General features: G+C 70.1%; 12 protein-coding genes. 7 read left to right on the top strand and 5 right to left on the bottom strand.

Going from position 1 to position 13,578, the window contains the following annotated elements:
• Nucleotides 1-951: 951 nt before the first annotated feature.
• Entirely contained in the window at nt 952-2,643 is a 1,692-nt protein-coding gene (locus IE262_RS10630; RefSeq protein WP_134029307.1) for a fumarate hydratase, read from the bottom strand.
• 193 nt (nt 2,644-2,836) lie between these two features.
• Between IE262_RS10630 and IE262_RS10625 the strand changes: the two genes are divergently transcribed.
• Together IE262_RS10625 and IE262_RS10620 are read left to right on the top strand one after the other, a co-directional pair.
• Nucleotides 2,837-3,553: a DUF1707 SHOCT-like domain-containing protein gene (locus IE262_RS10625; protein ID WP_373305020.1), complete on the top strand. Its 717-nt coding sequence runs from the start codon at nt 2,837-2,839 to the stop codon at nt 3,551-3,553.
• Between the two features lie 172 nt (nt 3,554-3,725).
• Nucleotides 3,726-4,100, top strand: a complete 375-nt coding sequence (locus IE262_RS10620; RefSeq protein ID WP_134029311.1) for a WhiB family transcriptional regulator — start codon at nt 3,726-3,728, stop codon at nt 4,098-4,100.
• Nucleotides 4,101-4,240: 140 nt separating this feature from the next.
• On the opposite strand, the gene glpX is transcribed toward IE262_RS10620, so the two are convergent.
• Nucleotides 4,241-5,275 (bottom strand): class II fructose-bisphosphatase, encoded by a 1,035-nt coding sequence (gene glpX, locus IE262_RS10615; RefSeq protein WP_134029313.1) that lies wholly within the window; start codon nt 5,273-5,275, stop codon nt 4,241-4,243.
• 125 nt (nt 5,276-5,400) lie between these two features.
• Between glpX and IE262_RS10610 the strand changes: the two genes are divergently transcribed.
• Nucleotides 5,401-5,916 (top strand): DUF4245 domain-containing protein, encoded by a 516-nt coding sequence (locus IE262_RS10610; RefSeq protein WP_189873086.1) that lies wholly within the window; start codon nt 5,401-5,403, stop codon nt 5,914-5,916.
• A 99-nt stretch (nt 5,917-6,015) separates the two neighbouring features.
• Here IE262_RS10610 and IE262_RS10605 read toward each other — a convergent pair whose 3' ends face one another.
• Nucleotides 6,016-6,282, bottom strand: a complete 267-nt coding sequence (locus IE262_RS10605) for an exodeoxyribonuclease VII small subunit (RefSeq protein ID WP_134029317.1) — start codon at nt 6,280-6,282, stop codon at nt 6,016-6,018.
• A gap of 10 nt (nt 6,283-6,292) precedes the next feature.
• The gene (xseA, locus tag IE262_RS10600) at nt 6,293-7,501 is read right to left on the bottom strand and encodes an exodeoxyribonuclease VII large subunit (protein WP_189873084.1); all 1,209 of its coding nucleotides are present in this window, start codon (nt 7,499-7,501) and stop codon (nt 6,293-6,295) included.
• 118 nt (nt 7,502-7,619) lie between these two features.
• Here xseA and IE262_RS10595 point away from each other — a divergent pair, with 118 nt between their 5' ends.
• Nucleotides 7,620-8,636 (top strand): 4-hydroxy-3-methylbut-2-enyl diphosphate reductase, encoded by a 1,017-nt coding sequence (locus IE262_RS10595; RefSeq protein WP_189873082.1) that lies wholly within the window; start codon nt 7,620-7,622, stop codon nt 8,634-8,636.
• A 74-nt stretch (nt 8,637-8,710) separates the two neighbouring features.
• Nucleotides 8,711-9,454: a polyphosphate--glucose phosphotransferase gene (gene ppgK / locus IE262_RS10590; RefSeq protein ID WP_134029323.1), complete on the top strand. Its 744-nt coding sequence runs from the start codon at nt 8,711-8,713 to the stop codon at nt 9,452-9,454.
• Nucleotides 9,455-9,527: 73 nt separating this feature from the next.
• Here the strand turns inward: ppgK and IE262_RS10585 are convergent, their stop codons facing one another.
• On the bottom strand, nt 9,528-10,136 hold the full coding sequence (locus IE262_RS10585; RefSeq protein ID WP_308432732.1) for a DUF6542 domain-containing protein: 609 nt from the start codon (nt 10,134-10,136) through the stop codon (nt 9,528-9,530).
• Nucleotides 10,137-10,593: 457 nt separating this feature from the next.
• Here IE262_RS10585 and ychF point away from each other — a divergent pair, with 457 nt between their 5' ends.
• Together ychF and IE262_RS10575 are read left to right on the top strand one after the other, a co-directional pair.
• Entirely contained in the window at nt 10,594-11,682 is a 1,089-nt protein-coding gene (gene ychF / locus IE262_RS10580; RefSeq protein WP_134029325.1) for a redox-regulated ATPase YchF, read from the top strand.
• Between the two features lie 315 nt (nt 11,683-11,997).
• Entirely contained in the window at nt 11,998-13,575 is a 1,578-nt protein-coding gene (locus IE262_RS10575; RefSeq protein ID WP_189873080.1) for a protein kinase domain-containing protein, read from the top strand.
• Nucleotides 13,576-13,578 lie beyond the last annotated feature (3 nt).

Here is a 13,578-nt window from a genome sequence, read left to right as displayed (position 1 = left end):
AGTAAAGGGCGCTCCGCTGTCGCTCCGCGTCGCCTTCGGCGATCGGCCTGCGGCCGACCCTTGACTCGGCTCGCTCCAGCACGGGGAAGAAGCGAGCGAGCGGCCCGAAAAGGCGGTAGCCCAGGTGGATGGCGGGTGCTGTGCGCTGACATGCTGGGCCGGAGTTGACGGCGCGATCGCGCCACGGGGGCACGCCGGGTCGGCTCAGCGGCCATCGGCCGGTGGGTTGGTCGCGGTCGCACCTCGCATGCACGCCGGGTGGGCTTGGCGGCGTCCGGCCGGTGAGCGGTGGCGGGCGGTCACGCGGGCGGGCCTGCCCGAGAGCCGTGGAGGGGCGTACCCCCATCTACGCCTTGGCATGGGTAATTGGCAGGTTTCGGCCACGCCTCCCCCTCCTCGCCCCCGACCTCCCGTCCCAAAGTTGCCAATTACCCCCTGAGGCGTGGCCTGTGGGGTGAGTGTGACTCATGAGATGTCCCGCCCCGCCTGCCCTCCCGCCGGGGGTGACGACCGCGCCCAGCCGGACAACGCACCAGCCGACAGCCGCCAAGCCCGCCCGGCGTGCCCCTGCCCTGCTGACGCGCCCGACCCCCCACGCACCGCAAGCCGCTGAGCCGACCCGGCGTGCATGCGAGGCGCGAGTGCGCCCCGCAACCTCGGCCCAGCAATCAGCCAACCCCTGCCCCTACCCACCTGGGGCCCCCGCCTTTCCGGGCCGCTCGCTCGCTTCTTCCCCGTGCTGGAGCGAGCCGAGTCAAGGGTCGGCCGCAGGCCGATCGGCGCAGCCGACGCGGAGCGCCCTTTACTCGGCTCGCGGAAGCACGACACTGGCAAAGAAGCGAGCGGTCCCCCCCACGGTTACTTGTCGGCGAGGGCCACGCCATCACCACGCGCCTCCCCCGGCCTCCCCCGGCCAGCCCCGGGCCGGCAGGGGCGCGCGTGAGTTACGTACTACGCCAGCCCGGGCCCCCGCACCGGAATCGACGTGAACGTCGGCTGCGGCGCCGGGTCCTGGAAGAAGTCGTTGCCCTTGTCGTCGACGACGATGAACGCCGGGAAGTCCTCGACCTCGATCTTCCAGACGGCCTCCATGCCGAGTTCCTCGTACTCGACGACCTCGACCTTCTTGATGCAGTCCTGGGCGAGACGGGCGGCCGGGCCGCCGATGGAACCGAGGTAGAAGCCGCCGTGCGTGCCGCACGCGTCCGTGACCTGCTTGCTGCGGTTGCCCTTGGCCAGCATCACCTTGGAACCGCCCGCCGCCTGGAACTGCTCGACGTAGGAGTCCATGCGGCCGGCCGTCGTCGGGCCGAAGGAGCCGGAGGCATAGCCCTCGGGGGTCTTGGCCGGGCCCGCGTAGTACACCGGGTGGTCCTTCAGGTACTGCGGCATCTCCTCGCCCGCGTCCAGCCGCTCCTTGATCTTGGCGTGCGCGATGTCGCGGGCCACGACCAGCGGGCCGGTCAGGGAGAGACGGGTCTTCACCGGGTACTTCGTCAGCTCGGCGAGGATCGCGTCCATCGGCTGGTTCAGGTCGATGCGCACCACGTCGGACGACTCGTCGAGGTGCTCGTCCGTCGTCTCCGGCAGGAACCGCGCCGGGTCCGTCTCCAGCTGTTCCAGGAAGACACCCTCGGCGGTGATCTTCGCGACGGCCTGGCGGTCGGCGGAGCAGGACACGGCGATGGCGACGGGGCACGACGCGCCGTGCCGGGGGAGGCGGACGACCCGCACGTCGTGGCAGAAGTACTTGCCGCCGAACTGTGCGCCGATGCCGATCTTCTGCGTGAGCTCGAAGACCTTCTCCTCCAGCTCCTTGTCCCGGAAGCCGTGACCGAGCGGCGAGCCCTCGGCCGGGATCTCGTCCAGGTAGTGCGCGGAGGCGTACTTCGCGGTCTTGAGCGCGTACTCCGCGCTCGTGCCGCCGACGACGATCGCCAGGTGGTACGGCGGGCAGGCGGCCGTGCCCAGCGAACGGATCTTCTCCTCCAGGAACTTCATCATGGAGGCCTCGTTCAGGACGGCCTTCGTCTCCTGGTAGAGGAACGACTTGTTGGCGGAGCCGCCGCCCTTGGCCATGAAGAGGAACTTGTAGGCGCCGCCGTCCGTCGCGTACAGCTCGATCTGGGCCGGGAGGTTGGAGCCGGTGTTCTTCTCCTCCCACATGGTGAGCGGAGCCATCTGGGAGTAGCGCAGGTTGAGTTTGGTGTACGCGTCGAAGATGCCGCGGCTCAGCGCTTCCTCGTCGCCGCCCCGGGTCAGCACGTTCTGACCGCGCTTGCCCATCACGATGGCCGTGCCCGTGTCCTGGCACATCGGCAGGACGCCCGCCGCCGCGATGTTCGCGTTCTTCAGCAGGTCCAGCGCCACGAACTTGTCGTTGCCGGACGCCTCGGGGTCGTCGATGATGCGGCGCAGCTGCGCGAGGTGGGCCGGGCGCAGGTAGTGCTGGATGTCGTGGATGGCCGCCTCGGCGAGCTTGCGCAGCGCCTCCGGCTCCACCTTGAGGAACGTCCGGCCGTCGGCCTCGAAAGTGGAGACACCCTCGGAGGTCACCAGCCGGTACGGGGTGGTGTCCTCTCCCATGGGGAGCAGATCGGTGTACGCGAACTCAGGGTTGGATGGGGGGGAACTACGCGGCATCTCAGCCCATTCCTCACTCGGCAGACGGCCGCCCGCCGACACCGGCAGGCCCCACCAGCGTAGAACCTGTCGCCGGCAGCGAGCTTGTGAGGTAAGGCTCAGTTCCAGCACCGGGAGTTTTCCACAGGCCGGGTTTTCCACAGGCCCGGACGAGGGGTAGTCGCGATCTATCGCGTTTCGGTACGCTGCTGCCGTGGACCTTCAGAAGAGTGCCCCGCAGCAGATCGCCGCAGCGCGTGTCTCCGAACCGCGTGCTTCCGAACTGCGTGCTTCGGACGCCGACCGTGACCGCATCGCCGACATCCTGCGCGACGCCCTCGCCGAGGGCCGCCTCACCGCGGACGAGCACGCCGAGCGGGTCGAGGGCGTGCTCGCCGCCAAGACGGTGGGTGAGCTGGAGGTCTTCATACGGGACCTGCCCGCCGCCCACACCGGCAGGGCGGCCGGGGCGTACGCGGCGGCGCCCAGCCGGCCCTCGCCGGGCGCGATTCCGGTCGACCCGGACGAGCGCCTGGTGGCGGTCTTCAGTGCCTCGCTGCGCAGGGGCCGCTGGCGGGCCGGCCGTCGCATCCACGCGTACGCGATATTCGGCAGCGTCGAGATCGACCTCAGCGAGGCGCTCTTCGAGCACCGCCAGGTGATGATCAAGGCGATCTCGATATGCGGCAGCGTCGAGGTCCGCGTCCCGGAGAACGTCTCGCTGCGGGGCAGCGGCGCCGGCGTCCTCGGTAACTTCGAAGTGGACACGCTGGATTCGGGGGAACCCGACGCGCCCGTGGTCTATGTGGACGGGCTGGCCGTGCTGGGCAGCGTGGAGGCGAGGCCCAGGCGGGGCAAGGTGATCGCCGACCTGCTCGACCGCGTCACGCGCAAGGTCGACAGCGGTCTGCGCAGGCATCTGGATCGTTGACGGTTGCGCATTCCCTTCGCGCCAAAGGTCCCGCGCCCCCTGCCTCTCACTCCCTTCACCGCAAGTCGCCTTCAGAACCCGGCGGTTGGGGGCTCCACGCATAGGCCCGCGTACAACGGGTAGGGCTTGCTGCATCGTCTCTCGCTCGCGAAGCCGTCGTCAGGAGTAGACCGTGCTGCAACCGTCCCCTTCGTCCCTGCAGGTCGCTGCTGTTCCCTCCCAGCGGGTGCCAGTGCGAGACAGGGATCAGGACGTCCCCTGGCACACGGAGGCGGTGTGCCGGCGCGACGAGGCCGGGCTGTTCTTCGCCCCGTCGAAGGAGCCCACCGCGGCCCGGCTCTCCCGCGAGGAGGCGGCGAAGCGGGTCTGTGCCCGCTGTCCCGTCATGGTCGAATGCCGCGAGCACGCGCTGCTGCAGCCCGAGCCGTACGGCGTCTGGGGCGGCCTCACCGCCGCCGAGCGCCGTGTGGTCCTGGCCCGGCGCCGCCGCCGCGAGCTGGAGCTGAAGAAGGCGGCCTCGGCGAGCCGGGTGGCGGCGGCCTCCTGAACTCCCGCGAACTCCCGCGAACTCCGGTGATTTCTGGCGAACTCCCGCGCGTACGAAGGGAAAGGGCGCCCTCTCCGCACCGAGGGCGCCCACCGTCGCCGGACGCGGGGCTTTGAGCTTGTGTGGCTCGACCGGCGGAGCTACTTGGCTCGCTCGAAGTCGATCGAGCTGTACGCGCGCAGCTTGCTCAGCCGGTGCACGGAGTCGATGCGGCGGACCGTGCCGGACTTCGACCGCATGACGATGGAGTCGGTCGTCGCGGTCTCGGCGCGGTAGCGCACGCCGCGCAGCAGCTCGCCGTCGGTGATGCCGGTGGCCACGAAGAAGACGTTCTCACCGGAGACCAGGTCGTCCGTCGTCAGCACACGGTCCAGGTCGTGGCCCGCGTCGATGGCGCGCTGCCGCTCACCGTCGTCCTTCGGCCACAGCTTGCCCTGGATGGTGCCGCCGAGGCACTTGACCGCGCAGGCCGAGATGATGCCTTCGGGCGTACCGCCGATGCCGAGCAGCAGATCGATGCCGGTGTTCTCGCGCAGCGCCAGGATCGAGCCCGCGACGTCGCCGTCGGAGATCAGCTTGATGCGTGCTCCGGTCTCCCGGATCTCCTTGATGATCCCCTCGTGGCGGGGCCGGTCGAGGATGACGACCGTGACGTCCTCGGGCGTGGACCGCTTGGCCTTGGCGACCCGCCGGATGTTGACGGACACGGGCGCGTCGATGTCGACGAAGTCGGCGGCCTCCGGCCCGGTGACCAGCTTGTCCATGTAGAAGACGGCCGACGGGTCGAACATGGTGCCCCGGTCGGCCGCCGCCAGCACGGCGATGGCGTTCGTCATGCCCTTCGCCGTGAGGGTCGTCCCGTCGATCGGGTCCACGGCGATGTCGCACTCGGGGCCGGTCCCGTCGCCGACGTGCTCCCCGTTGAAGAGCATCGGGGCCTCGTCCTTCTCGCCCTCACCGATGACGACGACACCGTTCATCGACACGGTGGAGACGAGGGTCCGCATGGCACGTACGGCGGCTCCGTCGGCGCCGTTCTTGTCCCCGCGGCCGACCCAGCGGCCGGCGGCCATGGCGGCGGCCTCGGTGACGCGTACCAGTTCCAGGGCGAGGTTGCGGTCGGGGGCCTCGGACGGCACCTCAAGTTCGGACGGCAGATGATGGTTCTCGGTCATCGGAGCGCACCTTTCTGATACGACGACGGCCGGATGAGGGTTCGGATCGACTCTATCGCCAGACCGACAAAACGAGCAGGGGACCCCACGGATGAGCAGACCGGTGTACCTGCGACGATGAGGGCGTGGCAGGCAAGAATGGCAAGCAGACGGTCCGCAACATGATCCTCTCCCTCGGGGTCAGTGTGCTGGCGGCCGGCGTCATCTATCTTTTCGTTCCGCACGACGACACGCCTCCCGAGCTCAAGCGCGTCGACTACCGCGTCGAGCTTCTGACGGCGCGCCGTGCGGCGTCCTATCCGGTGGCCGCTCCCGAGGGCCTGCCGCAGAGCTGGAAGGCGACCTCGGTCCGCTTCCGGGGCGACGACTTCGATGCCTGGCACCTCGGTTTCCACGACCCCCGGGGTCAGTACGTGGCGGTCGAGCAGTCCGCTCAGAAACCGTCCACCTTCATCGAGGACGCCACCCAGGGCGCCGAGGAGACGTCCACCCAGAAGATCGGCGACCAGGAGTGGCGGCGCTACGAGGGCGAGCGCTACAACGCGCTCGTCCTGAAGGGTGAGGGGGTCACGACGGTGGTGACGGGGTCGGCACCGTTCGCCCAGCTGACGGAGATGGCGGAGGCGCTGAGGACGGAGTGAGGCATGCGCGGGCGCACGTCCGGGCGCCCGCACCCGAGACGACCCCGTGCGCCGATCAGGCCAGGGCCAGGGTCCCCGGGGAGGGGACCGCACCGCCGGTCACTTGGCGCCCGCGTCCTCCGCGCCCGCCTCCGCTCCGTCGTCCTCCGCCGCCTCCTCGGCCAACGCGGCGTCCAGCCGCCGCCGCGCCCCGTCCAGCCAGTGCCGGCAGACCCTGGCCAGCTCCTCGCCGCGCTCCCACAGGGCGAGCGACTCCTCCAGGGACGTACCGCCCGCCTCCAGACGGCGGACGACCTCGATCAGCTCGTCCCGCGCCTGCTCGTACCCGAGCGTCTCGCTGGTCTCGCTGGTGTTGCTGCTGGTCATGTCCCTCACCCTATGTGTCGACTCGTACCGTGAACTCGCCCTCGGCCACCCGGGCCCGCAGCGGCTCGCCGTCCGTGACCTCCCGTGGGGCGCGTACGACATGGCCGTCGGCCTTTTGCAGCACCGCGTACCCACGCTTCAGGGTCGCGGCCGGGGAGAGGGCGACCACACGCGCGCGGGTGTGCGCCAGCTCCGAGTCGGCGCGGTCCAGGTGGTGGCCGAGGCAGCGGCGGCTCCGGTCGAGGAGCGCGCCGACCTGGTCCGCGCGCTCGTCGACCATGCGGTGCGGGTCCTCCATCGAGGGGCGGGCCAGCGCGTGCGCCAGCCCTCGCTCCTCACGCTCGATGAGCGCCTCGACGCAGCGACGCCCGCGGTCCCGCAGCCAGCGCACCCGCTCGTACTCCTCGCCGACGTCCGGCACGACCTTCTTGGCGGCGTCGGTCGGCGTGGACGCGCGCAGGTCGGCCACGTGGTCCAGCAGCGGGTTGTCCGGCTCGTGCCCGATGGCCGACACGACCGGCGTACGGCAGGACGCCACGGCCCTGATGAGCTGCTCGTCGGAGAACGGCAGCAGGTCCTCCACGCTGCCGCCGCCCCGCGCCACGATGATCACGTCCACGTGGTCGAGCGCGTCCAGCTCCTTGACGGCCTGGACGACCTGCGGCACCGCGTGCACGCCCTGCACCGCGACGTTGCGCACCTCGAAGCGGACGGCCGGCCAGCGGTGCCGGGCGTTCTCCAGGACGTCCCGCTCGGCCGCCGACGCCCGCCCGCAGACGAGCCCGATGAGCTGCGGCAGGAAGGGCAGCGGCTTCTTGCGCTCGGGCGCGAACAGCCCTTCCGCGGCAAGGGACTTCTTCAACTGCTCCAGCCGGGCGAGGAGTTCACCCACACCGACCGGCCGTATCTCCGCGGCGCGCAGGGACAGCTGCCCGCGCGGTGCGTACCACTCCGGCTTCGCGTGCACCACGACGCGCGCGCCCTCGCTCACGACGCCGGCGACCGCGTCGAACACCTGCCGGTAGCAGGTGACGCTCACGGAGATGTCGTACGACGGGTCGCGCAGCGTCATGAAGACGACGCCCGCACCCGGGCGCCGCGACAACTGGGTGATCTGCCCCTCGACCCACACCGCGCCGAGCCGGTCGATCCACCCTCCGATGAGCCGCGACACCTCGCCGACGGGCAGCGGGGCGTCCGCGGACGTAGTCAGTGCCATGCGCCCGAGAGTAGTGGGGGCGACTGACATTCCAGTTGCCCCCGAGCGCCGAGCCGGTCAGCCGCAGGCGGCCCGAGCCCCCGCCCGCGATCTTCGACCCGCCCGGCGCGGCCTTACGATGGTGCGCATGACTGCTTCGCCTGGCCGCCGTGTCCTCCTCGCCGCCCCCCGCGGTTACTGCGCGGGAGTCGACCGCGCGGTGATCGCCGTCGAGAAGGCCCTGGAGCAGTACGGGGCCCCGATCTATGTGCGCCACGAGATCGTCCACAACAAGTACGTCGTGCAGACCCTGGAGAAGAAGGGCGCGATCTTCGTCGAGCAGACGGAGGAGGTCCCCCCGGGCAACATCGTCATGTTCTCCGCCCACGGCGTCGCGCCGACCGTGCACGAGGAGGCCGAGCGCGGCCGCCTCGCCACCATCGACGCGACCTGCCCCCTGGTCACCAAGGTCCACAAGGAAGCCATCCGGTACGCCAACGACGACTTCGACATCCTCCTCATCGGGCACGAGGGCCACGAGGAGGTCATCGGCACCTCCGGTGAGGCGCCGGACCACATCACGCTCGTCGACGGCCCCGGGGACGTCGCCAAGGTAGAGGTCCGCGACCCGTCCAAGGTCGTGTGGCTCTCCCAGACCACGCTCTCCGTGGACGAGACCATGGAGACGGTCGGCGCGCTCAAGGAGAAGTTCCCGCTGCTCGTCTCGCCACCGAGCGACGACATCTGCTACGCCACGCAGAACCGTCAGCTCGCCGTGAAGCAGATGGGCGCGGAGGCGGAGCTGGTGATCGTCGTCGGCTCGCGCAACTCGTCCAACTCCAAGCGGCTCGTCGAGGTCGCCAAGCTCGCGGGCTCGCGCGAGGCGTACCTCGTGGACTTCGCCGACGAGATCGACGAGGCCTGGCTGGAGGGCGTCTCCACGGTCGGTGTCACCTCGGGCGCGTCGGTGCCCGAGATCCTCGTCGAGCAGGTCCTGGAGTGGCTCGCGCAGCGCGGGTTCGCGGACGTCGAACTCGTCAGGGCCGCCGAGGAGTCGATCACCTTCTCCCTGCCGAAGGAACTGCGCAAGGACCTGCGCGCCCAGGCGGCGAGCCTGGTGGCGGAGCGCACGGGCCACGACATCTCCGAGAAGTGAGGGTTCTGCGCGGTTGCGCTCCGTGGACCCGGAGCGGGTACGTCACTGTCCGTCGTACGACGTAACGTAGGGCCATGCAGATCTTCGGCGTGGACATCGGTGGATCCGGGATCAAGGGTGCTCCCGTGGACCTGGACCGGGGCGACCTGGCGCACGAGCGGTTCAAGGTGCTGACCCCGCACCCGGCCACGCCCGACGCGGTGGCCGACGGCGTGAAGGAGGTCGTCGACCAGTTCGGGTGGCGGGGCCCGGTGGGCATCACGTTCCCCGGAGTGGTCACCGGCGGCGCCACGATCCGTACGGCGGCCAACGTCGACAAGGCCTGGATCGATGTCGACGCCGGCGTCCTGCTCGGCGAGCGCCTCGGCGGACTGCCGGTGACGATGGTCAACGACGCGGACGCGGCGGGCGTCGCCGAGGTGGAGTTCGGCGCGGGCCGGGACCGCCGGGGCACGGTCATCCTGCTCACCTTCGGCACCGGCATCGGCAGCGCCGTGTTCGTGGACGGGGTCCTCGTGCCGAACACGGAGCTGGGCCACCTGGAACTGGGCGGTCATGAGGCGGAGAAGCGCGCGTCGACCAAGGCCAAGGACGACCACGAGCTGAGCTGGGAGCACTGGGCCCGGCGCGTCACGAAGTACCTCGCCCATGTCGAGATGCTCTTCTCGCCCGAGCTCTTCATCATCGGTGGCGGAGTGAGCCGCAAGGCCCAGAAGTTCCTGCCGCTGATCGAGGGCATAAGGGCGGAGATCGTTCCGGCGCAGTTGCAGAACAACGCGGGGATCGTGGGAGCGGCGATGCGGGCGGCGAAGGCGTAGCCGCCTTTCAGGGGGCATCCCTGCCGGGGGCTTCCCCTGCCAGAGGGCTTCCCCTGCCAGGGTGCTTCCCCTGTCAGACGGCGTCCCGGGCCAGACGGCGTTGCGGGTCAGAGGCCGGACTGTCCGGACTGTCCGGCCCGTGCGGCCTGTCCGGTCCCGTGCCCGGCTGGAGGCTGGGGCGTAGGCGCACCGGGCCGCCGCCGAGAGACCTGCCGAGAGTCCCGCGGAAAGACCCGCGGAAAGACCCGCGGAGAGACCCGCGGAGAGACCCGCGGAGGGATCCACGGCGCTTCATCAGGCGGATCTTGCGTCCGGTCGCGATGGCACCGGCGACGAGCGTGCCGCCGTACAGCCAGCCCGCCTGCGTGGCGAGGGCGGTGACCAGGCCCGCCAGACGCCCGGCGAGGCCGTCGCCGCTCTCGGCGAGGGGAAGCAGCCCGGCCGCGAAGGCGATCGGCACGACGACGGGCGGGGTGACCGGGTCACCCCGCCGTACCCACACCGCGGTCAACGTGCTGACCAGCAGAAACAGCCCGCCGTACACGGTCATCGAGGCCCCGAGCAGCAGCCGGTCGAGGCAGCCCAGGGTCACCATCGCCGCGCCACAGAACAGACCGCCCCCGAGCCTGGTGAGCCGGGGGTTCGGCAAACGCCGTACGGCTCGGACCACGGGTCCGCGCACCGGCCTCCGCAGGCCCCGAGCACGTCCCGGCACGCGGGCGGCGTCGGCTGCTGCCGGCCGCCGGGCGCCCGACGACCCCGACTCCGCCGCCCTGCCCGGCCGGCCCGGCCGGCCCGGAGCGGACCCCGCTCTGCCCGCCTGCGGGGGAAGGGGCGTGTCACGGCGCGGTCGGGGCCCAGGCCCTGTCGTCGGACAGGGCCTGGGGGGACGCGTCCTGTGTTGCTCCACCGGATGTTGCTCCACCGGACCAACTTAGGTCGGTTTATGTGCTGAACGGCCGCTCTGACACGCGGTTGAGCAGAGCTTGGCCAAGCGTTCGATACGGTCGCCGGGAGGGGTGCGGCTACGCCGTAGACTGGTGGATCGGCCCGCGCACCCAGGACGCACCACCCTGAACGCACAAGGACCCGGGCCCGACAAGTCAGCTGCTCAGTCCTCACGTACGGGAAGTCGCAACGTGTCGCTCACGATCGGAATCGTCGGTCTGCCCAACGTCGGCAAGTCGACCCTGTTCAACGCCCTGACCAAGAACGACGTGCTGGCGGCCAACTACCCGTTCGCCACGATCGAGCCGAACGTCGGCGTCGTGGGCGTCCCCGACCCCCGTCTGACCAGGCTGGCCGAGATCTTCGGCTCCCAGCGGGTCCTCCCGGCGACCGTCGACTTCGTCGACATCGCGGGCATCGTGCGCGGCGCCAGCGAGGGCGAGGGCCTCGGCAACAAGTTCCTGGCGAACATCCGTGAGTCGGACGCGATCTGCCAGGTCATCCGTGCCTTCAAGGACGAGAACGTCGTGCACGTCGACGGCAAGGTCTCGCCCAAGGACGACATCGAGACGATCAACACCGAGCTGATCCTCGCCGACCTCCAGACCATCGAGAAGGTCCTTCCGCGCCTGACGAAGGAGTCGCGGATCAAGAAGGACATCGCCCCGAAGGTGAAGGCCGTCGAGGAGGCCAAGCAGATCCTGGACAACGGCGACACGCTGTTCGCCCACGGCATCGTCCAGGGCAGCGAGCGCGCGGAGCTCCTCCACGACCTGCACCTGCTGACCACCAAGCCGTTCCTGTACGTCTTCAACGTCGACGAGGACGAACTGGTCGACGAGGACTTCAAGAACGAGCAGCGCGCCCTGGTCGCCCCCGCCGAGGCGATCTTCCTCAACGCCAAGCTGGAGGCGGACCTCGCCGAGCTCGACGAGGAGGACGCGCTGGAGCTGCTCCAGTCGGTCGGCGCCGAGGAGCCGGGCCTCGCCACCCTCGCCCACGTCGGTTTCAGGACCCTCGGCCTGCAGACCTACCTGACGGCCGGCCCCAAGGAGTCCCGCGCCTGGACCATCAAGAAGGGCGCCACCGCTCCCGAGGCCGCCGGTGTCATCCACACCGACTTCCAGAAGGGCTTCATCAAGGCCGAGGTCATCTCCTTCGAGGACCTCGTGGCTACCGGCTCGGTCGCCGAGGCCCGCGCCAAGGGAAAGGCCCGTATGGAGGGCAAGGACTACGTCATGCAGGACGGGGACGTGGTCGAGTTCCGCTTCAACGTCTAGGCGCGGCGGCCCGGGGCAGTTATACGCCATAAGTCGAGAAAGCTCTGGCATTCGCCAGAGCTTTTCTCGTGGCCGCGTCACGGTCCGCCGGGACCGGGCTTGCACTGGCGGTAGGAACAGGAAAGCTTTCCGTGAATTCCCGGCCAGGCTCGGCATCTTGTCGGCATCTTGTCGGTGTCAATCAGTCGGAAAGAAAAGCGAAGGACGAATCCATCCGGCATACTTGCGGGCGCGGACCATTCTGCTCGCCAGTACCAAGTAAAGGCTCAGCGCCGTAATTCGAGCGCTCCTGCACACTTCCGGGGAAAAGTCGTCATGAATAACCTTCAGCCTTCGGACCCGACGTCCATAGGCGGCTATCCGTTACTCGGCCGGATCGGTGAGGGCGGCATGGGGCAGGTGTTCCTGTCCCGTACGGGTTCGGGTCGGCTGCTCGCGCTGAAGACGATCCGTGACGATCTCAGCTCCGAGCCGGGTTTCGAGGAGCGGTTCGCCCGGGAGATACGCAACAGCGACCGCGTCCGTTCGCCGTGGACAGTGACCGTCGTGGACTACAGTGCCCCGGGCAGCCGCCCGCAGTGGCTGGCCACCGAGTATGTGCCCGCGCCGTCGCTCGCGGAATGGGTCACGGCCCATGGTCCGCTGCCGCATACCGCACTGCTCTCACTCGCCGCCGAACTGTGCGGCGCCATGCAGGCCGTGCACGACGCCGGTCTCGCACACCGGGACATCAAGCCCGGGAACGTCCTGCTGGCACGCGACCGTCCACGGCTGATCGACTTCGGTGTCGCACGGGCCGCCGACGACAGCAGGCACACCCGAGTCGGTGTCCCCGTGGGCTCCCCCGGATTTCTCGCACCGGACCAGGCCGTCGGCGGTGTCGCCGCGGCGCCCGCGGACGTCTTCTCCCTGGCCGCCCTGCTGGTCTACGCCGCGACCGGGCGCGGCCCCTTCTTGCGCGCGGGGGAACAGATCCCCGCGGCCACGCTGCTGTACCGAGTGGTCCACGAGGAGCCCGACCTCGCAGGCGTCGCCCCGTCACTGGTGCCGCTGCTCACCGAGTGTCTGGCCAAGGACCCCGCCGTGCGCCCGACCACGGCCCAGCTGAGCGGACGGCTGGCGGAGATCGGCGGCCGGCTCGGGCGCTGGCCCGAGGAATACCCCGTGGCTCTCACCGACACACTGACCGAGGCCGAGCATGCGGCGCGCACCGTGGTCGACCTCGACCACCACGCCGTCACGACCCCCGCTGGTCAGGACGCGTCACCGACCCTGATCAGTCCCGACCCCGTACTCGCCGCCCCGGCTGACCCCGGCCGACGTCGTCGGCCGGCGTGGCTGCTGACCACGGGCATCGCCGCGGTCGCGGTCGTGGTGGCCGTGGCGGTCGCCGTCCACTTCGGTACGCAGCGTTCCTCGGCCGAGTCCTCCCCGTCCGCGCAGGGACGGCCGTCGGACTCGGCCGCCTCGGCGACCGCGAGCGGGACGCCGTCTGCCTCGGCCCAGGAGCCACAAAAGCCGCAGGAACCGCAGGAACCGCAGGAACCGCAGGAGAAGAGTGCGACACTCAAGGTCGTACAGGCCACGTTCGAGCTGGCCGCCGGAGAGTCCGTGGCGGCCGGGGACAGGACTCTGGCCATGCAGGCGGACGGCAACCTGGTGATCTACGACCAGGATGGCAAGCCGCGCTGGGCTTCGATAACCAAAGGTGAGGGCAACTCCGCTCGCTTCCAGCCGGACGGCAATCTGGTCGTCTACAACAGCGACGGGCAGGCCCTGTGGGCTTCGCGGACCCATGGCAACCCAGGAGCGGTCCTCGTGTTCCAGGCCGACGGAAACGTTCTGATCAAGTCCGGCGACTCCGTGCTCTGGGCCGCGGGAACGGAGAACTGACCG

The sequence above is a fragment of the Streptomyces bluensis genome, assembly GCF_014650715.1.
Taxonomy (GTDB): domain Bacteria; phylum Actinomycetota; class Actinomycetes; order Streptomycetales; family Streptomycetaceae; genus Streptomyces; species Streptomyces bluensis.
The sequence above is the reverse complement of the archived record's forward strand: the minus strand, read 5'-3'. Positions and strand labels throughout refer to the sequence as shown.